This window comes from Algoriphagus marincola DSM 16067, from assembly GCF_000429405.1.
GTDB lineage: Bacteria > Bacteroidota > Bacteroidia > Cytophagales > Cyclobacteriaceae > Algoriphagus > Algoriphagus marincola.
Map to the genome: position 1 here is coordinate 100,998 of NZ_KE386897.1, position 20,510 is coordinate 121,507.

At 42.3% G+C, this 20,510-nt stretch carries 15 protein-coding genes; 4 read left to right on the forward strand and 11 right to left on the reverse strand.

Features of this window, described 5'->3' with window-relative positions; genetic code table 11:
• Positions 1-382: 382 nt before the first annotated feature.
• The 8 genes from G457_RS0115495 to G457_RS0115535 form a co-directional block, all read right to left on the reverse strand.
• The gene (locus tag G457_RS0115495; RefSeq protein WP_026947271.1) at positions 383-1,849 is read right to left on the reverse strand and encodes a Gfo/Idh/MocA family protein; all 1,467 of its coding nucleotides are present in this window, start codon (positions 1,847-1,849) and stop codon (positions 383-385) included.
• Between the two features lie 238 nt (positions 1,850-2,087).
• Positions 2,088-2,834 carry a hypothetical protein gene (locus G457_RS0115505; protein WP_208325309.1) on the reverse strand — a complete coding sequence of 249 codons (747 nt, stop codon included), beginning with the start codon at positions 2,832-2,834 and terminating at the stop codon, positions 2,088-2,090.
• 314 nt (positions 2,835-3,148) lie between these two features.
• A complete protein-coding gene (locus G457_RS0115510; RefSeq protein ID WP_026947273.1) occupies positions 3,149-3,775 on the reverse strand; it encodes an ABC transporter ATP-binding protein in 627 nt (208 codons plus the stop codon).
• 98 nt (positions 3,776-3,873) lie between these two features.
• The gene (locus tag G457_RS0115515; protein WP_081701465.1) at positions 3,874-5,358 is read right to left on the reverse strand and encodes a sodium:solute symporter; all 1,485 of its coding nucleotides are present in this window, start codon (positions 5,356-5,358) and stop codon (positions 3,874-3,876) included.
• The gene (locus tag G457_RS0115520) at positions 5,358-6,290 is read right to left on the reverse strand and encodes a dihydrodipicolinate synthase family protein (protein ID WP_026947275.1); all 933 of its coding nucleotides are present in this window, start codon (positions 6,288-6,290) and stop codon (positions 5,358-5,360) included. Before G457_RS0115520 ends, G457_RS0115515 begins: the two co-directional genes overlap by 1 nt.
• Positions 6,287-7,288 (reverse strand): sialidase family protein, encoded by a 1,002-nt coding sequence (locus G457_RS0115525; RefSeq protein ID WP_026947276.1) that lies wholly within the window; start codon positions 7,286-7,288, stop codon positions 6,287-6,289. Before G457_RS0115525 ends, G457_RS0115520 begins: the two co-directional genes overlap by 4 nt.
• 56 nt (positions 7,289-7,344) lie before the next feature.
• Positions 7,345-8,538, reverse strand: a complete 1,194-nt coding sequence (locus G457_RS0115530; protein ID WP_026947277.1) for an alpha/beta hydrolase family protein — start codon at positions 8,536-8,538, stop codon at positions 7,345-7,347.
• Positions 8,539-8,550: 12 nt separating this feature from the next.
• Positions 8,551-9,981 carry a PhoPQ-activated pathogenicity-related family protein gene (locus G457_RS0115535; protein ID WP_026947278.1) on the reverse strand — a complete coding sequence of 477 codons (1,431 nt, stop codon included), beginning with the start codon at positions 9,979-9,981 and terminating at the stop codon, positions 8,551-8,553.
• A gap of 118 nt (positions 9,982-10,099) precedes the next feature.
• On the opposite strand from G457_RS0115535, the gene G457_RS0115540 reads away from it, so the two are divergent.
• The 3 genes from G457_RS0115540 (at position 10,100) to G457_RS0115550 (ending at position 13,685) form a co-directional block, all read left to right on the forward strand.
• Positions 10,100-12,232, forward strand: a complete 2,133-nt coding sequence (locus tag G457_RS0115540) for a glycoside hydrolase family 97 protein (protein WP_211230236.1) — start codon at positions 10,100-10,102, stop codon at positions 12,230-12,232.
• Positions 12,233-12,320: 88 nt separating this feature from the next.
• On the forward strand, positions 12,321-12,536 hold the full coding sequence (locus G457_RS0115545; RefSeq protein ID WP_026947280.1) for a hypothetical protein: 216 nt from the start codon (positions 12,321-12,323) through the stop codon (positions 12,534-12,536).
• 111 nt (positions 12,537-12,647) lie between these two features.
• Positions 12,648-13,685 carry a WD40/YVTN/BNR-like repeat-containing protein gene (locus tag G457_RS0115550; protein ID WP_026947281.1) on the forward strand — a complete coding sequence of 346 codons (1,038 nt, stop codon included), beginning with the start codon at positions 12,648-12,650 and terminating at the stop codon, positions 13,683-13,685.
• Between the two features lie 53 nt (positions 13,686-13,738).
• Here the strand turns inward: G457_RS0115550 and G457_RS0115555 are convergent, their stop codons facing one another.
• The 3 genes from G457_RS0115555 to G457_RS0115565 form a co-directional block, all read right to left on the reverse strand.
• Positions 13,739-14,902: a sialidase family protein gene (locus G457_RS0115555; RefSeq protein WP_051260882.1), complete on the reverse strand. Its 1,164-nt coding sequence runs from the start codon at positions 14,900-14,902 to the stop codon at positions 13,739-13,741.
• A gap of 70 nt (positions 14,903-14,972) precedes the next feature.
• Positions 14,973-16,430: a sulfatase-like hydrolase/transferase gene (locus G457_RS0115560; protein WP_026947283.1), complete on the reverse strand. Its 1,458-nt coding sequence runs from the start codon at positions 16,428-16,430 to the stop codon at positions 14,973-14,975.
• A 2-nt stretch (positions 16,431-16,432) separates the two neighbouring features.
• Positions 16,433-17,863: a sulfatase gene (locus G457_RS0115565; protein ID WP_026947284.1), complete on the reverse strand. Its 1,431-nt coding sequence runs from the start codon at positions 17,861-17,863 to the stop codon at positions 16,433-16,435.
• 218 nt (positions 17,864-18,081) lie between these two features.
• Between G457_RS0115565 and G457_RS0115570 the strand changes: the two genes are divergently transcribed.
• Complete coding sequence (locus G457_RS0115570; protein ID WP_026947285.1) at positions 18,082-20,508, forward strand: TonB-dependent receptor; 2,427 nt, start codon at positions 18,082-18,084, stop codon at positions 20,506-20,508.
• Positions 20,509-20,510 lie beyond the last annotated feature (2 nt).

The window sequence follows — 20,510 nt, forward strand, 5'->3', positions numbered from 1 at the left end:
TCATCATCTTTTTTTTATTAGTTCTTTTGGCTTGACCCAAAAGAACCAAAAGGTCAAGACGCAGCAATGCTTCCGCCCGCATTGCCGACGCGCCCCCCGCTGCTGCGTCGACCCACCGCACTCACTAATTATTGGGAGGATGCTTGTGATCTCCTCTGACTATTCCAGTTTTTTGAAAGTAATTCTTTAGTAATTTTATTAATCTGAGAAAACACAGTAACACCAACCATGAGTGGTCTGATTTTTTTGGGGAAAGCGGAAGTAAAACTTTAGACAAAAAATAAAACCTAGTAATTTTTATTTTGCACGCAATTGAGAAAATGACAACAAAAAAACCGTGAGTTTTTGGCCCACGGTTTATGCAATTACTTTAAGTCAGAGTTTACACCTCAAATCCCTTGCGATATTGTCTACCGACAAACTGATTGGCTTCCTCAAGATTGGTGATTCGCATGTTTTCTCCATCCCAAAGTAGCTTTTTGCGGGCGAAGAATTCTTGGCGACCCTGAGCGTTTTCTCTTCTGAGCATATAGCTTCTTATTGCCAAATTACCCATCAAAACGGTCTCTGTCATTGGGCCGGCATAGTCAAAGGAAGATGTCAAACCTTGATGCTCCGGTGAGTTGAAACCAGCCTTACAAGCCTCTACCCAAAGTCTCTGATGGCCATATTCTCTTTCGAATCCTTCCTCAGACTGAGGTCCTTCCTCTTTCGTGCCGTCATTGAGATAAAGCTTGGGCATAAGTGGAGACGAATCGTTGATATTGGTAGAGATGATTCCCTTTTCTCCTATGATAAGCACTCCGTTGGCAGAATTAGCACCTCCGATGTCATCGTTGGCCGGAATGATGTCAGGGTGTGCCGGTCTGATACCTCCATCCATCCAGGCCATTTCGATGGGTGATTTGCTTTTGGCAGTAGCGTCAAAATGTAAGGTTATAAAGGAGGAAGCTGGGCAACCCTCCGGATGGTAATCAGGTGTCCACATCTGACTGAAAACGGATCCTACGCTACATTCGGCATCTTTTGGATAGTGAAGTCCCAAAGTTCGGAACGGAATATCGATCAAGTGACATCCTACGTCGCCCAGTGCGCCGGTTCCATAATCCCACCAGCCTCTCCAGTTGAATGGATGAAGATTTGGGGTGAAAGGAATTTCCGGTGCTGGTCCTAGCCAAAGGTCCCATTCTAAAGCATCAGGCTTTGCTCCTGGCTCTGCCTTTGGAAAAGCTCCACCCTGAGGCCATACAGGACGATTGGTCCAAACCTGAACCTTGCTTATTGCACCGATTCTATCTTCGTCTACCCATTGTTGAACGAGTTTCAAAAGCGGATTGGACCCACCCTGATTACCCATTTGGGTAACCACCTTTTGAGATCTTGCCATTTCGGTAAGCATTCTGGCCTCCCGGATGTTGTGGGTCATGGGCTTTTGGACGTAGACATGCTTTCCGCGCTCCATGGCATACTTGGCAGCAGGGCCGTGTACATGGTCAGGGGTGGATATCGTCACCGCATCAATGTCCTTTTCCTTGTCCAGCATCTCCCGGTAGTCTGCATAGAGTTTTGCACTGGGGAAATTGTCTACAGAACGCTTGGCAGATCCAGCGAAATCTACATCACAGAGCGCTACCACCCGCTCTCTTCCACCTACGGATGCCAATTCAATATCACTTGCACCTTTTCCACCTGCGCCTATCGCAGCCAAATTCAACTGGTCAGAAGGAGCTGTAAAGCCCACCCCTCCCAATACATTTCTTGGTACAATGAAAAAAGAAGAAGCGATGGCGGCATTTTTGATGAAATCCCGTCGAGTCTGTTCTGAAGATAGTTTTTTGGGTTTTTTCATTGGATTATTGTTGTTTTTTAATGGTCAAATGGAACCTCGAAAATCGTTGCTTACAAGCAATTTTGAATCCGATTATCATCGATTTGGGATGCATTGTTGGGCTGACGAAATACTCGATTTCATGGTTTTCGGTAATTATCAATTCTAAAATAGTGAATTCTATTCCTAGAAAAAGGCTTTTGGTGTAAAAGCCGCGATTCATCAAGAGATTTTGTTGCTAGTGAGATGTAATACCAAGTCAAAGACATTGAGGGGAGCGAATCCTTCCCAAAAAGAAGATGGTTACAAAAACAATAATTACTATAACTGGAATACTATAAATCGTCAGTAGGAAAATTGCGAAAAATGCTATCAAAGCCATCCTTACCCAGCCCATTTGAAAACTTCTCCACTGGATCAGGCCAAAGAGTGCAAGATTCAATACCAGCCAAAATCCACATATTGTTACCAAATCTAGGCTCAATCCTAGCCATCCAAATTTGATAAGTAAAATAAGTACTTCCGGAAAGAGAAGTAGCGCTGCGTTGATCAGGTGATCACGAGTTTTGGTGAATAGTGATCTCGGGAAGTTTCTAAAATAGGCGAGTTGATCTTGATCAAAATCTACCTTATCGATCCAAATCGGGATATGAATATAGGCTGAACAAAGAAGTCCAAACTGGAGCCAACGCAAATCGTAGCTACCCGAAGAGAATGAAACTAGAAAGCCATTCAAAAGCAAAACAGAAAGGGCTTTGATCGCGAGAAGGAGCAAAGGTCTATCCGCTTTCAGATGCGTCACAAACCAAAATGGGTAGGGGACAATGGGGAATAATTTGGATTGAGCAATGATGTGTTCAGGAATAGGTTTTTGAACTTTTTGGTATAGAAGTACAAGGCCTATCGCGAAAATCAGGAAGAGCGTGATCCAAAGCACAAGGACTTTGAGGGAAGCGTCCAAACCCAAGCTTATAAAGGTTAAAAACAATCCATAAATCCAGATCATAAGGTTGTTTGATACCCACTGAATGAAATAGAACCTCAAGAAATCCTTTTTTGATAGGAAGGCTAAATTTTGAAAAATTCGATACTTTGGATCGTTTAGAAGTCGAAGTAGGAAGCGAATTTGAAAAAAAGAATAGGTCACAAATGCGAGTAATAAAACGATATATCCAAAATCACTTTGGAGTAATCGATCGGCCACTAGGATATGCTGTTTGTATTCCATAAAGACGCCAACTATCAGGAGCACTAGCACAAAAAACCCCATAAAGGCTTTGTAAAATGGAGCAACAAATGATTTTATATAAATCTCCCGCATTAGCCCAAGGTGATTTTGCCATCAAAAATTTTCAGAATGGAATCATATTCAAGAAGTGATTCGAAATTGACCAGATGCCCGGTAATCAAAAAAGTTACTCCTGATTTCCGGGCACTCAAAATCAAATTCCGTAAATGATCTTGTGCCTCCAAATCAATGGTTGTAAAGGGTTCATCCAAAATAATCAAACCTGGATCACCCAGAAAGGCTAGAATTAATCCGGCTTTTTTTAGCATTCCACTAGAATAGGAGGAAATAGGGTTTTTGGAAAAATCTCCGATTCGGAATTCTCTTTTGAGAGACTCCACTTGGGTTTTTGAGCCTCCCTTAGTTTTAAGAGTGAATCGGATTAGCTCATCTAAGCTGAGAAAATTTGGAAAATGAGGTTCAGCATCTGAGTAGTTAATCTTTTTCCTGTAAGGTATAGGACTACTTTTTATGGAGACACCATCCCAAATAATATCTCCTTCGAAATCATGAATTCCAGCGATGGCTTTGAGCAGTGTGGATTTTCCAGAGCCATTTTCGCCTTTGATCAAATGAATTCCCACACCTAGTTTCAAGTCTTCAATTTGAAGCTTAAAGCCCGTTGAATAGTCTTTTTTGAATTGAGAGATTTCAAGCATAAGTGTGATTAGCCTTCGATTTTTGAAAATTTAAAGTAGGAAATTGTCAGAATAGGAGGGTATTAAAAAATGTGAATTGATAAAAAGGTGTCATTTTTCTAGCTCTTATTTACTCTTCCAAAAATCGAACTCAAAACAAATCCAACCACAAAAATCGTTAAGGTTCCCATCACAATAGTCATATTAGAATGAAGGGGCTGACCCCAAGGGCTTGTCCTACCCGCTAAGCTTAGAATAGCAGGCAAACTCATCCATGAGATGACAATAACTCCTGTCAAAACAGCGATTGCTGCTTGATTGCTTCTGGTCCTTCGGACAATAATGCCTAGCAAAAACAATCCGAGAATTCCTCCGCTAAAAATTGAAGCCAAGGCCCACCATGCATCCAAGGCACTGCTGACCCCATTGAAGGCCAAGCCCACAAGAATTGCCAAAAGTCCCATAGCCAGGGAAGAAATCCGGAGTACGTTGAGGTCGGACTTGGCGGGTAGATTGGGATTTAGGTATTTTTTGACATGATCGGAGAGAATTACCGTTGCTGAGCTATTGATACTGGTGGAAAGCGTACTCATACCGGCAGCGAAAATGGAGGCAATCAATAATCCCGTTAAGCCAATAGGCAACTCCGATACAATGAAGTGGGGAAAGACGCTATCCGCCTGAATGCCCTCAGGTAATAAATAAGGCTGAGTCTGATAGAATCCAAAGAGAGCGGTTCCAATCAAAAAGAAAAGAGCAGAAACTGGAATATAAAGCAGACTTCCGAGCCAGGTGGATCGCTTGGCATCTTGATCGCTTTTGGCAGAAATGTATCGCTGGACGTAGCTTTGATCGATCCCGAAATTTTGAAGGTTGATAAATAGGCCATAAACCAAGATCATCCAAAATGTAGAGCTTCCAAAATCCCATTCAAAGCTTCCTAGACTGAATTTTTCATTGGCATCTGCTACTTCAAAGAGCTTGGAAGCACCTCCTGGAATTTTCCAGAAAATTATTCCGAGACAAATAATTGCTCCTCCAATTAAAATCAAGCCTTGGATTGCATCGGTCCATATCACCGCTTCAATCCCTCCCAGCATGGCATAAATGACTACGATCAGTCCAGTCATAGCGATCACCCAGGCGATACTCCATCCAAACAGGAAGTGCATTGGTAAGGCAAGCAGGTAAAGAATAGCTCCCATGCGGGCGAGCTGGGTGAGCAAATAGCAAGTGGATGCATAAATCCTCGCCCACGGTCCAAAGCGCTCCTCCAAATAGAAATATGCCGAATCACTTGAAATACTCCTATAGTGAGGAACAAAATATCGAACTGATATCCAGGCTGCTATGGGAATGGAAAGACTAAAAACAAAGCCATTCCAATTGCTTAGATAAGCATTGCCGGGTAAAGCTAAAAAGCTGATACTACTCACGAAGGTTGCAAAAATTGACATGCCAATTGCCCAGGCAGGTAGCCTTCCACCTCCGGTGGTAAAGTCTTTAGCGGTACGCTTTCGAAATGAAAAAGAAACGCCAAAACCTAAAATCAGCAATAGGTAAAGAATAAAAATCAGGGTGTCCCAAATCGGCAGCTCAGCCATTATTCCTCCAGAAATTTGTGGATTTTGGACTTGATTCTTTCAAACTTCTTGTGGAAGGTCTGCCTTTCCTCTTCTGTGAAGCTCCTTTGGGGAGGGGATAAAATTCCACCGGACAAGTGCGAAAGTTTCATGCATTCTTTCAGTCCTTTGAGATAGGAGGAGGGATGGGATACATGGTGGTAAAGCTCTTGGCTGATTTCCCATATGAGGTTTTGGTATTCCTGGGCTTCTTCTACCTTGCCTTGGATGAAGCTTTCATAGCATTTAACATAGACTTCAGGAAAGGCATTGGCACCACCACTCACTCCACCTGAAAAGCCATACTGAAGTGCATCAAGCAATCGCTCTTCCGGTCCCATCAGTAGGATGAAGTCAGGGTCTGTTCTGAATGCCTCACTTAATTGAGTCAGATATTCTTTGCTGTCCGTACTGTCTTTGATTCCAAGGATATTAGGGTGCGTAGACAGTCTGATTACCGTCTCAATATTCAAATTGGTCTTAGCATGAGAGGGAATATTGTAAAGCAAAAGCGGTAACTCTGTGCGATTGGCCAGGTCCCTGTAATACTTTTCCAGATCTTCCTGACTGATATTCATATAAAAAGGAGGGGCAGCCACCAAGGCATCTGCACCATAGTTTTTGGCCATTTCTGCTAGCTCCAAGCTATTTCCCATAGAGCAGTCAGTAATCCCCACCAAAACAGGAATTCTGTGATTCACGAGTTTACAGGTTTCTCGGATCATCTGAATCTTGATCTTTTGCTGCAAAGAGGGTGATTCTCCGGTTGTTCCTAAAATGAAGACACCATGTACTCCTGCATCGATTACATGGTTTAGTATTTTTTCCAGCGAAAAGCTATCCAAGGTAAAATCCGGCAAAAGTGGAGTCACCAAGGGGGGAATTATCCCAGTAAAAGTGAGTTTTTGGTTCATAGGCTGAGGTGTACGTATTTGATTTTTTCTCGCTGATAGGTATAGGTCAAATGGATGCTTCCGTCTTTGGCTTGAATGATGGCCGGATAGCTAAACTCTCCAGACTTTTCATCTTCCAAAACCAAAATCTCCTCCCAATTGAGGCCATCAGCTGATCCCAAAAGGCTGAGTTTATTTCTACCTTTCGGAATGGGGTTGCAAAGCAATAAATGATACCCGTTTTCTAAGGTTATGGCATCGATACCCGAACCATTGTGTACCAAACCACTTGAACTGAGTTCCGTCCAGGTTTTCCCATTGTCTTCAGACCAAGCTGTGGCAATCACACCTTCCTGTGTTCGGGTAAGGATTTGAAGCTTTTGATCTCCATGAAAAAGCACCGTGGGCTGTATGGCCTGAAAAGGACCGGGAACTTCAATCTTGTACCAGTTTTCAAGATTGGCATCAGTGAATTCCAGGTGAGTAGTCCAGATTCCATTGGTCTCAAAACTGGATGGATGCATTAAATTTCCATTTGAAAGAGTCACGCTCTTATTTTTCACAGGGCCCAAAAATCCAGGAGGAGTTTGAATAGCTTTGGACCAGGACTTCCCTCCATCGTTTGACTTTTTATAGAGTCCCCACCATTCGCGAGGATTTGGCCCTTCTTTATAAAAGAGTAAAACTTCACCATCCGGTTTTTGAAAGAGAACAGGATTCCAGGTTGGATTTCTAAATACCTCGTTTTCAATTCCATCGGCCACCAAAGTAGGTGTGGACCATCCTTTTTGATCTCTCAAAGAGGTATAAATACTGACATCCGGGTGACGCTCATAGGTGCCCCCAAACCAAGACGCTAAAATACCATCCTCCGTTTCGATCAAGGTTGAGGCATGGCAGGAAGGAAAGGGTGCATTTTCATAGATAAACTCCTGGCTGATGATTTTGGGGTTTATTTTTTCAGAATCGGAACTGGTGATTTGAAAGAGCATTCCAATCAATTGAATCAATATGGCCATAGTACAAGGGGCTTGAGATGGAAAGTTTTGAATAGGTGTTGGGGAAAACGGTTGATTTAGATTCCTAGAGATTTTTTGGCGAATGCCAGGAAAATCTCCCAGTCTTCCCAGGTCAAATTATGTTCGCCCTCACGAATATGGTAGCCCAAAGTGTTGGAGGAAACCGGGCCGTTCAGTTCTTCCCAGGTTGTTTTAAAAGGACTCTCCTTTGCATAAATCTGAGAAAAGACTTCACTACCGATCTGCAACGCAAGATACTCGCCTTTTGGATCGGCCCATTCATCGGCTTTTGCACTAGCGTAGTAAACGGCCCTCGGAGCGATCAGTGCTGGCAACATGTGCTGGTCGAGTGGAAGCGATTCTTCAGCACCATTGTACTTCCGGAAATTCTCTGCAAACCAATGGGTGAATCGATTATTGATGATTTCCACGGTTTCTCCAAATTTCCTTTTTGACAAAGCCGCTCCTCCGCAGCCGGATTCATTGGAGTAGGTAATCGCCCATCGAGGGTCATTGGCAGAAGCCCAAAGAGCTGCTTTTCCTGATCTGGAGTGCCCCACCAGAATGGATTTTTTTGAATCGATAACCTGATGCTGCTCGAAGTAATCCATGGCTCTCATTGCTCCCCATCCCCAAGCTCCCAAAGCTTTCAGTCCATCACTTTGTTCTTTTTGCTCTGGATAAAGGTTATTCAAAATACCATTCATGTATCGAATCGTGTCATCCGGTGCCACCGTTTCTGCATGAAAAGAGGCTGTGGCAAAACCCCTTTCGATCAATTCAGCTACCGGCCAATATCCTTCCTCTGCCAAAGATCCATCCTCTTCTGGGTCTCGATGGTTGATCAGCAAAATAATGGGATAGGGGCCATTGGATTTCTTGGGTAGCAAGAGATTTAGCCGCATGCTATGGGAGCGATCACCAAGCTGGATTTTGATATCTACCTCTTCAAGCTTGGCAATGGAATTGAATTCATGATCCAATCTTTCATTCACTTCAAAGCTGACTTGATCGAAGTCTTTTGGTATTTGACCATAAACTTCAGATTCAAAAAGCCTGAAAATTTCCGGTTTTCGAATACTTTCCCATTCCTCTTTTGAATTGATGACTTTTCCTTTTTCGCTGATGAAAATGGAAGGAAGGTGAAGAGGTGGAACCTTGCTTTCATCGTAATTGACTTGAGAAAGTGCCATCTTTGATGGGAGTAAAATGGTTAAAAAAACAGCCAGTAATTTGAGCCGAGTTTGCATAATTTCTGACCGTTAATTTGCTTCTTCTGCTACTCTTGAAGGCACAAAAGGCTCAAATGGATATTCTGTTGGTAAAATTTCAATTCCGGAAGTCACTTTGAGTGGTGTCTCTCCAGCAAAGGTTAATTCCACAAAATACCCTCTAAACCCCTCATCCGGGATCTGCATATTGACCTCAAGCTCTCCTTCTGCCGGCATGGCGATTTCTTCTGCTACCCAGTTAGGACCAAATTCATCCACTCTGAAATCTCTGGAAAGCGGATTGTATGCCGACCATAATTTGACAGAAACAGGCATCTGCTCGGGATTGACTTTGACATGAATGGTGTTTCCTTCTATTCGCCAAGAATAATCCGGTCGCTTTTCATTATCTAAAACTGAATTGTAAAAGGAAATCAGGTTTGGTAGCGCATCCGATTCGCTCAAGTCATGTCCGAAATTTGGGACGTACTGCACGTGCTTTTCACCTTGCAGCTCATTCCAATAAAACTCCCAACTATCAGGTTGGAAAAACTGATCTCCTGCTGCATTGATCAGAAGTTTCGGCAGGTCTAACTCATCGATAAAAGAGTAAGGTTCTGTAATCTCCAGCAAGCGATCAAACTCCGGTGTTCCCATCCACTCCATAATTCCCTCTTGCACATAATTATCCACGGCAGGTGCCCAGAATCCATAGTTCCGCCAATGATGCATAAAGGAAGGCTCCAGATTGAGCATATCGATCACAACCGGTGCAATAGCTACCACCCTGTTATCGGTAGCAGCTGTAGTCCAGGTAGTCCATCCCCGCTTAGAAGCTCCAGCTACAAAAAAATTGTTCAAATCCTTCTGGTAGTTTTCTTTGACTACTTCTTGAATAGCATCCATAGCTAGTTTGACGGCTTTGGTCATGGGAAATCGAGCTAGCCAGATAGCATCTTCGTCTTTGGCTCCGCCTTCCAAAAACTTCCTCCAGCCATAAGCAATGATGGCATCTTCATATCGCTCGCCTTCCGGATCTCCCGCAAAAGTGATAGGTTGAAAAGGGACATTGTGGATTTGAGCGACGATGGAATTGGTCTGAGATGCTGCTGCTTTTAGTAGGGCATCAGGCTCCTGAGGCATCTCAGTTTCCCTGCTTCCACCACCGATCCAGAGCATTCCGGTTTGATGGGGAGTGTTTTTAGGAACCAGGATCGAAACCCAATGCCACCAGAGGGTTTCATCCACCAATGAATCGCTGAGCCACTTTTGGGAGTACATTTTCAGAACGTGAAAATCCATTTCTTCTCCAGGGACGGAATGCACTATTTCATAGGAAAAGTCAGATGATTCCGATTGAACATAGGCCTCGAGCAAGTCGATTTGGCTAGGTTCTTCTTCTGGTGATTTTTCTACAGGGCCTTTGCAAGCGAAAATACCAAAGGCAATTATTAGGACTAAGAAATAAGATTTTGTTTGCATTTTTTCTGGGTTTGGGGCTATTGTTACTAGTGAATAATAGGTAAAAACTAATAATTTTAAATTCAGTCAACAAGAGAAGAGCTAATTCGCTCGATTGAATATAATGAAATTGATGATTATGAATTTGAGAGCCAGTTATTTAGTCCTATTCTTATTTAGTTTCGGGACAGTTTTTGGGCAGGAGATCAAATCTCCAAATGGAGAAATGCAGCTAGCTTTTTCCCTTGATGCAGCCGGAGCCCCAACCTATCAGCTGAACTTCAAGAATAAACCTGTGATCAAATCAAGCCGATTGGGCTTTGATTTAAAAAATGACTCGATCGATTTGATCCAGGGATTTCAAATCATCAATTCTTCGGAAAGTACTTTTGATGAAACCTGGACTCCTGTCTGGGGAGAGGAAAGTGAGATTCGCAATCATCATCAGGAGCTCTTGGTGGAATTACTGCATCAAGCATCTCAGCGAAAAATGAATATTCGATTTCGGCTTTTTGATACAGGATTGGGTTTTCGATATGAGTTTCCGGTTCAGGAAAATATGGGGCATTTTGTGATTTCTGAGGAGATGAGTCAGTTTGCTATGGCTGGAGATCATATGGCATTTTGGATACCTGGAGATTATGATACGCAGGAATACGACTATACCGAATCCAAGCTCTCAGAAATTCGAGGTTTGATGGAAACCGCTATCACTCCAAATGCATCTCAAACTCCTTTTTCCGAGACGGGCGTTCAGACATCGCTTATGATGAAAACTACCGATGGCCTTTACATAAATATTCACGAAGCAGCATTGATCGATTATCCGGCGATGCATTTGGAATTAGACGATAAGAAGATGGTTTTTCAATCTCATCTTACACCGGATGCGCAAGGTGATAAAGGCTATTTGTACACTCCTGCCCATACCCCTTGGCGTACAATAATCGTCGGTGATCAGGCCGCGGATATTTTGGCTTCACGCATCACTTACAACCTCAATGAACCTTCCAAAATTGAGGACACTTCCTGGATTAAGCCTATGAAATATGTCGGGGTATGGTGGGAAATGATCACCGGGCAAAGCTCTTGGTCCTACACAGACGAACTGAAGGCGGTGAAGTTGGGAGTGACTGATTTTTCTACTGTCAAACCAAACGGGAGACATGGGGCTACCACTGAAAATGTGAAGAAATACATCGATTTTGCTGCGGAACATGGGTTTGATGGGGTATTAGTGGAGGGCTGGAATATTGGTTGGGAAGATTGGTTTGGTAATTCCAAAGACTATGTGTTTGACTTTGTGACCCCATATCCTGATTTTGACTTGGATGGGATTACAGCTTATGCTAAAGAAAAAGGCGTGAAAATGATCATGCACCATGAGACCTCTTCTTCCGTTCGGAATTACGAGCGCCATCTAGATGAAGCGTATCAATTAATGAAGGACTATGGATATCCCTCAGTGAAGAGTGGCTATGTAGGAGATATGATTCCCCGAGGAGAGTATCACTACAGTCAATGGCTGGTGAATCACTATCAGTATGCGGTAGAAAAAGCAGCCGAATATCAGATCATGGTCAATGCGCATGAGGCAGTACGTCCGACTGGCGTGGCCCGAACCTGGCCAAATCTAATCGCAAATGAATCGGCAAGAGGAACAGAATATCAGGCATTCGGAGGAAATAAGGCAAATCACGTGACCATTTTGCCTTTCACAAGACAGATAGGTGGACCGATGGATTACACGCCCGGAGTATTTGAAATGGACGTATTCAATGGTTCCCATGTCAATAGCACTTTGGCTAATCAGTTGGCACTTTACGTGACTATGTATTCTCCTTTGCAAATGGCTGCGGACTATCCTGAAAATTACATGCGTTTTCCAGATGCTTTTCAGTTTATCAAGGATGTGGCTTTGGATTGGGAAAAGAGCCTTTATCTAGAAGCCGAACCGGGTTACTATTTAACGATTGCCCGAAAGGCCAAGGATACCGGAGAGTGGTTTATTGGAAATGTCAATGGATTCGAAGGTAGAACAGGGGAGATCAAATTTGATTTTCTGGATGCAGACAAAACCTACCTTGCTGAAATCTATTCAGATAAAGCTGATGCGCACTATAAAACCAATCCTCAGTCCTACGAAATTCGAAGAGTTGTCGTTGATACTAATTCAGTCTTGAAGCAATTTTCTGCTCCGGGTGGAGGCTATGCTATCCGAATTCGGGAAGCGAGTATGGAGGAGTTGAAGGGCCTTAAAAAATTGAGGTGAGTGATAGGAGTGGTCGGTGGAGTCACTGGCAAAGAGACTTAAAGCAAGTCCAATTTGAATAATTTGTATATTTAAGAAAGTTTGAAAAATGGAAACTATAAGAATCGATATTCTGAATCCTAAAGCTAAAGCGCTATTAAAAGATTTGGCAAATTTAGATTTGATAAGGATTAGAAAGGAACCATCTCAAAATGAGTTTTCTGATTTATTAAAGAACTTCAGGAAAAATTCAGATGAAGTACCTAGTTTAGAAGAGATAACAAAAGAGGTTGAAGAAGTTCGGAAAGCCCGCTATGCGAAATAGCAGGGTTATTTTGGATACAAACCTTTGGATTAGTTTTTTGATATCCAAAAGACACTAGTATTATTTTATTGATTTAAACCTCTATTTTTAGTAATCGTTATTAAATTAATTATGATTAGGCTGAATTTAGTTCTCGGGTTTGTTTTTGTTCTTTTTTCATCTTGTGATAGAGAGGAAGGTATTGAGCCTATCGGCCTTCCTTTGGTAAGCTGGGATGTCATCGAAATAGGCCCTAATTACTTTGGACAATATTGGGATTATCATTTTTTGGATGAACGTCAAGGCTTTTTTTTGAGTAATTCGCTTCTCAAATCTGAGGATGGAGGAAGAAATTTTTCTCCCATAACAGAAAGCTTAAATTCTCTCAATTTAAGGGAATTGGCAGTATTAGATGAGGATTTTATATGGATAGCTCTGGATAGTTTAGATCTAGTAAATGAAGAGGTGGTGACCAATTTTATGCATACCAGAGATGGAGGAGAAAATTGGGAAAAATGGACCGTTTCTAATGTGAGAATGGATGAAATCTCCTTCATTTCGCCTGAAAAAGGATTTGCTTTTGGAGTTCAATTTTTCCCTGATCAAGTTGATGGAAAGTATCAAGTTTTTAAAACTGACGATGGGGGCAAAACTTGGTCTGAGGTTGAGGATATTGTAGTGAATAATAATCTTCGAAATTTTGTTTGGAAAGACTCACAAACAGGCTATTTATTGGATTGGGCCGGACCGCAATATATTACCTATGATGCCGGTGAGACGTGGGCTTTATTGCCTTCAATAGGTGAACCAACTGATATTTTATTTTATGCTGGAGATGAAAATCTTTTTTTCATTTATCGGGATCAACAAACTCTAAGAATAGATAGATCAACTGGCGAAGTTCAAAAAGTAGTAGATCATCCTCTTCTAATAGTAAGTCATCGGGGAGAAGAATATCTGGGAATATTATTAATTGATGGATGTCTGAATCCAAACACCTGCATCAGAAGGTGGGTGACTTCAAGTGATTCCGGAAAAACCTGGTCTCAAAAAGAAATATGCCCCTATGAAGTAGGATATAACTTTTCATCTCAACAATTAAGTCCCGGAAAGGCCGTGTTTCCTGTAGGAAACCTTATTGATGAGTTGATTTTTGTATCAAAAAAATAGTGGTTTATAAATACTTATTTTAATAATGGCTTTGAATTTGAGAAGGGGTAGCTTCAATCCATCCATTTCACTGATTTAAAAACTATCTGTCGATAATTATCCCTTTCGTAGAGAATTCCAAGCGTTTTTTCATCTAATCGGACCAAATCAGAGTACGCCGTCCAAGGGAGTTTTTTTGGATCTGAAGTGAAGTCAATCGGAATCACATGGTCCCAAGTCTTTCCTTCATCATAGCTGATTTTGACGGTCAGATAATTCCGCTCTTTTTCATCTGCCGCATTGGAATGAGCGAGGATGGTTTTTCCTTCTTTTTCTCCCAAATCCAAAATGGAAGCCTGACAAACCGGGTCAGGGAGTTGAGCCTCAAAATAGCTTTCCTCCCAAGTCTGACCACCATCGGAAGAGTAGGAAATGATGCGCTGTCGGATGTCACCTTTCTGATTTCTCGAACTCATAATCATACGACCATTGGATAGTTCAGCTGCAATGGATTCATTGGATCCGCCAAATTTTACAGATTCCGAAATCCCATAGCTATTCCCTTTATCATCCGTATAAAAACCATGTGCCTGATAGTCTGACCAATCGTCTTTTGGACCACCTTCAGAGTGATTGGCTGCAACATAAATTCTACCTTTGTGGGGTCCGTTTTGAAATTGGAAAGCATGGCCAGGGGTATTGGCATAGTGCCGCCAATCTTCTGAAAAAGTGTAATTTGGATTGAATTCCCGGTTATTGGGGCGATGTACTTTTTTAGTGATGTTTTCTGGTTTGGTCCAGGTTTTACCCAGGTCATAGGATTTGATGAGCCAAACTTCTCGGACTCCCCGATTCATTCGTACATCGTATTCGTGATTGTTTCCGGTATTGTAAAAGAGAAAAACCACTCCTTCAGGATACTTGGGGTCAAATAAATCCACCACTGGAGCTGGATTCCCGGCTTGGAGGCTATCGTAATCCACTAAGGTCTGAATAGGAGACCAGGTATAGCCACCGTCCAAGCTTTTTTTCATCACCAGATTCACATCTCCAAAATCATCCGAGCCGTTCACCCTGCCTTCGGCAAAAGCCAAAAGTTCCCCATTCGGTAAGTCAATAATCGCTGGAATTCGGTAGGTCGCATGGCCTTCCTGACCTGCTTCGAATACGATAGAGTCTTGTGCAAAAAGGAGCAGGCCTGAAAATTGGAACAGGCAATAAAAAACAAACTTCTTCAAGATTTGGGTATTTTGGGTTTCGGCTGCCAAAATAAACAATCCCCATTAATGAAGAAGCTTGAAAAAGCAATTAATCCTCTTCGAAATAGCGCTTAAGCGTGTATTCAGGTTGCCACTGGTCAGGCTTTCTTTGGAGTGTGTCCGGGTCGTAGGCCATGGGCTTGATGATCTTGGCTGTAAGTGCAACAGTATCTTGAAACGTCTCTTGCCATTGACTCATTAATTGAAACATCTCCTCTTTTTTGGCTGCGAAAGTTGGATTTTCAGCGAGATTGTTCAGTTCCAGAGGATCCCTCTCCAAATCAAATAATTGGGTATAGTCCCGCTCCGGATAGCGAATTAGCTTGAATTTTTTATCTCTTACAGCCCGTACGGTATTTCGGTAGGAGGTAAACAAAGCTTCCCTCACATCTTCCTGATCACCGCTAATTACCGGAACCAAACTCTTGCCGTCGATATCTTTTGGCTGAGGCAAACCGGCCAAATCAGCCAAGGTTGGATATAGATCATGGATATAAGCAAAAGCATCCAATTCCTGATCAGCAGATACACCGGGTCCTTTGATGATAAGAGGGATTTTTGAACTGTGCTCATAGAGATTTTGCTTTCCAAGTAAGCCATGACTACCTGCAGCAAGGCCGTTATCAGCAGCATAGACAATAATGGTATTTTCGTACTGTCCGGTTTCTTTGAGTGTATTCAGGATTCTTTGTATTTGTGTATCCAAATGCGTGATCAAGGCATAATAGTCCGAAAGTATCATCTGGATCACTTCGGGTTTTCGAGGCCAGCCGGTCAGATTTTCATCACGAACTGTCAAATGATCAAACTCAAAAGGATGGTAGGGCATGTAGTTTCCAGGTAAAGGAAGTGAGCCATCCGGGTACTGATTGATGTATGTTGCCTCCGGGGAATAGGGATCATGAGGCACTGTAAATGCCACATAAGCGAAAAATGGCTGATCAGGATTGGACTGACTATGATTCTGGATAAAATCAATGGCAGCCTGAGCAAAAAGCTCCGTAGAATAGCCTTTTCGAGCCGGTTCGCCAAGCTTTCCGGTTTCATCAAAATCCCGGAGCGGCAGGTCGTAATGATTGGCCATCCCACCTAGATACACGTTTTTAGCTTCCTGAAAACTCGCTTCAAAGGCTTCCCTTTCGTTGTGCCATTTACCGGTTCCGAAGGTTTTGTATCCCGCCGCTGCAAAATCCATAGTCATGGTGTGTTCGCCTTGGAGTTTGTCGTAAACTCTGAAAAGATTCTTTCCTGAAAAAAGCATTGCCCGGCTGGCCATACAGATGGCCCCGTGATTTCCACCCATGACGTAAGCATTGGTAAAGCGGCTGCCTTCCCGAGCCAGTTGATCAATCGTAGGAGTCTGAATGTAGGAGTTTCCATAAATACCCAAGGCATCCGCTCGCTGATCGTCAGCAAAGAGGAATAGAACGTTGGGAGATTTTGCTGGCTTTTTTTCCTGACAGGCAAAAAGCATGGAAAAGAAAAGGATCGTGTAGAGTTGCTTCATGTCTAATAAGTTATGGCTAGATCATTTTTTCGAACTTCGGTAATTTTTTTGGCTAATATTTTCTGCATCTCCAAAACTATGGGTTGAAATGCTTCCAAATTTGCCAGATTGGTAAATTGTCCAGGGTCTTGGTGCATATCAAACAACTCCATGCCTTCCTCTCCATTTTCACCAAACTGAATGTAAGCCCATCGATCACCCCGAATCAAGTAGGTATTACCTCCTTGAGTTACCGAAAATGCAAAATCTCGAACAGATTCCTCTTTTCCTTTCAGGATGGGAGCTAAGCTTTTCCCTTGAAGCCCAGTAGGTATTTCGAATCCTGTCAAATCCAAAAGTGTTGGATATAAATCAATTAACTCGACTAGGGCCTCTGAATTTCCTGTAGTCATGCCAGGAACACGAAGCATTAGCGGGACTTTGACAGATTCTTCTTTTAGGGACACTTTCATCCAAAAGTCATGTTCTCCCAAGTGAAATCCATGGTCTGAAGTGAAAATTACGACCGTGTTGTCATCCAAACCTTCCTCCTTTAATGTTGCCAAGATTTTTCCAACTTGGGCATCCATAAAACTGACTGAGGCGTAGTAGGCTGCAATGGCCTTTTGTTTTTGCGAAAAACTCATCTCAGAGTTTTGGGTAGTCACATAGTTGATTCCTTTTTCCGGGATGTCCTCCCAATCTCCTTCAACTACTGGAGGAGGGACAATTTGCTGCCAGGGATAAGGAGCAAAATATTCCTTTGGAGCCACAAAGGGAACATGTGGTCTAACCAGGCCTACTGCCAGGAAGAATGGTTTGTTTTTGTGTTTTTTAATCAGTTCAATAGCTTTTTGAGCCGTTTTTCCATCCGATTGTACTAGATCACCCCCTTCCGCTTGCACGGTGGTCATTACATTGCCACCTTTTTTTTCGATGCTTTCATCGGGGTTATTCTGAACCAATTCGGCAAACCCCTCAGACTTCCATTCGGGTCCTTGGGAGTTGAATTTTTCGGTCCATGATGCTGGATCATCCTGCCCGTCAGATCCGGTCTCAATATCAATAGGCACGCCCATGTGAAAGATTTTACTTACTCGGGCGGTGTAGTAACCTTTTTCCTTAAAAAACTGAGCTAAAGAAAGCTTTTCATCACCAACATTCTCCCTTCCGCTCACATAGCCATAAGTCTGAGTGGCAGTTGGATAATAGCCAAACATTAGAGAAGCCCGGGAAGGACCGCAGACCGGATATTGAGAATAAGCCCGCTCGAAAATAAAACTCTCCTCTGCCAGTTGGTCTAGAGCTGGAGTTTTCACCATCTCGTTTCCGTAGGACCCCAATGCAGTGGTTGTAAGGTCATCTGCGATTATCAGTAAAACATTACTTGGTTTTTTTTGGGCTGATGAAAATAAAGGGATGAGAAATATAAGTGTCAGAACCAGGCTCTTCATAGGCTTTAAGATATTATTTTAATATACATCATTTTTAAAAGCTCTTTTTCTAGAAAGGGGAGATAGGTGATCCGAAAAAATGTATTGATTTCATTTTCTGAGTGTTATATGATAGCTACTAATTTTATTTGGATTTTTTCCAAATAAGTATTGCTCCATAAAATCAGCTAGCGTATGTTTGCGGCTCTATTTTAAATCAATCCAAATAAAATTAGTAAATGAAATTTGTATACGGGTTCTTAATATTTGCAATATTATTCTCAGTAGAAGGTTTTGCGCAGAAGAATATTTTGAAAGGTAAGGTTTCTGACGAAAATGGAAATCCTATTGAGGGTGCTTCTATCTATCTAAAGGGTACAGTACGGGGAGTTCAGTCAGATTTGAAAGGAATGTATGAATTGAAGGATTTTCCTCAAGGAACCTATCAATTATCAGTCAGCTTAATTGGTTTTCAAAATTGGTCTCAGGAGTTTTCAATAGAAGCAGGAGAGGTCAAGGAACTCGATATCCTTCTAGAGCAGGATGATTTATTACTTTCTGAATTTAGTGTTTCAGCAAGTCGTGGAATTTTAGGCCAGGGTAGATTACCTGAAGTTTCTGATTTCAGAATCAATGCCGGTAAAAAAAATGAAGTGATTCGAATCGCTGAAATTGATGCTAATCTGGCGATGAATAATAGTCGGCAGGTCTTTGGGAGGACACCAGGGATCTCAATTTGGGAAAATGACGGATCGGGGATCCAACTAGGAGTTGCTTCTAGAGGATTGAGTCCAAATCGTTCATGGGAATTTAATGTGAGAATGAATGGCTATGATATTACTCCTGATCCGATGGGTTATCCAGAAGCCTATTTTACTCCTCCATTGGAAGTAGTAGAGCAGATTGAGATTGTCAGAGGTGCATCTTCTTTGCAATATGGTCCCCAATTTGGAGGTCTGATGAACTTTGTGCTCAGAAAACCAGATAAGTCTACTCGTTTTACAGCCGAATCAATTAATACCGTGGGAAGCAATGGGCTATTTAGTTCCTTTAATTACATCGGAGGAACTGAAGGGAAATGGAATTACACTGCCTATTATCAAAAAAGAAGAGGGGATGGATGGAGAGAAAATGGTTTTTTCAATACAGACCATGCTCATTTGGAAATCAACTATGCGGCCAGTAATCGACTAAAATTAGGTTATGAAATGACCTACATGACCACTGAGACTCAGCAGCCAGGTGGTCTGACTGATGCTCAGTTTGAAGATGATTCCCAACAAAGCACACGCAGTCGAAATTGGTTCAATACACCTTGGTTTATTCCTTCGATTTCCGCAGAATACCTGTTTTCTCAAAACACAAAGGTGAGTTGGAAGGTGTTCGGTACCTTTGCAGAGAGGAATAGTGTGGGGTTCATGCGTCCAATTAATCAGGAAGATGATTTAGGTAATCGTCAAGTTGATCGGGATTTTTACACCACCTATGGTTCAGAAATCCGTCTAAGTTCGACCTATGAATTGTTTGGCCAAGAACAGACTCTCATGACAGGCCTTCGCTATTTCAATGGAAATATTGATCGAAATCAAAGAGGGGTTGGTACAAGTGCTGCGGATATGGATTTTTCCGTGCCAAATGGAGACTACAGTAGAAAGTTGGATTACACCAACAGTAACATTGCTGCTTTTGCAGAGAATGTGTTTCGTCTAGATGAGAAGTTTCTTTTCACAGCGGGCATGCGTCTAGAAAATATCCGTTCTGAAAATCAAGGTCAATTCAATCTAGTCAATGGAGTCCCCCAGTTTTTGGATCCCATTGAGCGGACAAGGACTTTCGCATTATTGGGTTTGGGTGCTGAGTATCATCTAGGCAAGAATACTGAGTTTTATACCAACTTTTCTCAAGCGTATCGGCCTGTATTGATTTCTGATCTTACCCCTCCTGCGACTACTGATGTGATCGATCCCAATTTGCAGGATTCAAAAGGGTATAACTTTGACCTAGGGTTAAGAGGTTCTATTTTCCCTTCTCTTAATTTCGATGTGAGTTATTTCCGCCTTAATTATGAAGACAGAATTGGGACTATCGCTCAGGCAAGGGAGGATGGAAGTATTTTTCAATTCCGTACAAATTTGGGAAATTCCATCAGCCAAGGCTTCGAGGGATATGTGGAGTTTGATCCTATCACAGCGATTTTTGAGAGCTCTCGATTTGGCTACCTTCATTTATTTGCATCCTTAGCCTTCGTTGATGCAACCTATGGAAACTTTGAGATCAAAACTGTCAATGATGGGCAAGTTGTAGAAAGGAACCTTAAAGGAAACCAGGTTGAGAATGCACCAAGAAAAATTAATCGCTACGGAGCAACTTACAGCTTGGGCAAATTTTCCATGACTTGGCAGTTGAGCGATATAGGAGAAGCATATTCTGACGCTTCAAATACACTTGCTCCTAATGCAGCAGCTACCGTCGGATTGATCCCTTCCTATCAAGTACAAGATCTTTCAGCATCCTGGAATATTTGGAAGCAGCATACCTTGAAAGCTGGAGTGAATAATCTAACTGATGAACGGTATTTCACTCGCAGAGCAGGTGGATATCCAGGTCCGGGAATTATGCCTGCAGATGGAAGAACATTCTATCTCACATTCGGACTGAAGTTCTAAAT

What these genes read in the sequence shown, in the direction of transcription:
- G457_RS0115560 (WP_026947283.1), bottom strand. Translation starts at nt 16,430, where the DNA reads ATGAAGCAACTCTACACGATCCTTTTCTTTTCCATGCTTTTTGCCTGT.
- G457_RS0115505 (WP_208325309.1), bottom strand. Translation starts at nt 2,834, where the DNA reads ATGATCTGGATTTATGGATTGTTTTTAACCTTTATAAGCTTGGGTTTG.
- G457_RS0115530 (WP_026947277.1), bottom strand. Translation starts at nt 8,538, where the DNA reads ATGCAAACTCGGCTCAAATTACTGGCTGTTTTTTTAACCATTTTACTC.
- G457_RS0115540 (WP_211230236.1), top strand. Translation starts at nt 10,100, where the DNA reads ATGAATTTGAGAGCCAGTTATTTAGTCCTATTCTTATTTAGTTTCGGG.
- G457_RS0115495 (WP_026947271.1), bottom strand. Translation starts at nt 1,849, where the DNA reads ATGAAAAAACCCAAAAAACTATCTTCAGAACAGACTCGACGGGATTTC.
- G457_RS0115510 (WP_026947273.1), bottom strand. Translation starts at nt 3,775, where the DNA reads ATGCTTGAAATCTCTCAATTCAAAAAAGACTATTCAACGGGCTTTAAG.
- G457_RS0115535 (WP_026947278.1), bottom strand. Translation starts at nt 9,981, where the DNA reads ATGCAAACAAAATCTTATTTCTTAGTCCTAATAATTGCCTTTGGTATT.
- G457_RS0115565 (WP_026947284.1), bottom strand. Translation starts at nt 17,863, where the DNA reads ATGAAGAGCCTGGTTCTGACACTTATATTTCTCATCCCTTTATTTTCA.
- G457_RS0115515 (WP_081701465.1), bottom strand. Translation starts at nt 5,358, where the DNA reads ATGGCTGAGCTGCCGATTTGGGACACCCTGATTTTTATTCTTTACCTA.
- G457_RS0115570 (WP_026947285.1), top strand. Translation starts at nt 18,082, where the DNA reads ATGAAATTTGTATACGGGTTCTTAATATTTGCAATATTATTCTCAGTA.
- G457_RS0115545 (WP_026947280.1), top strand. Translation starts at nt 12,321, where the DNA reads ATGGAAACTATAAGAATCGATATTCTGAATCCTAAAGCTAAAGCGCTA.
- G457_RS0115550 (WP_026947281.1), top strand. Translation starts at nt 12,648, where the DNA reads ATGATTAGGCTGAATTTAGTTCTCGGGTTTGTTTTTGTTCTTTTTTCA.
- G457_RS0115525 (WP_026947276.1), bottom strand. Translation starts at nt 7,288, where the DNA reads ATGGCCATATTGATTCAATTGATTGGAATGCTCTTTCAAATCACCAGT.
- G457_RS0115520 (WP_026947275.1), bottom strand. Translation starts at nt 6,290, where the DNA reads ATGAACCAAAAACTCACTTTTACTGGGATAATTCCCCCCTTGGTGACT.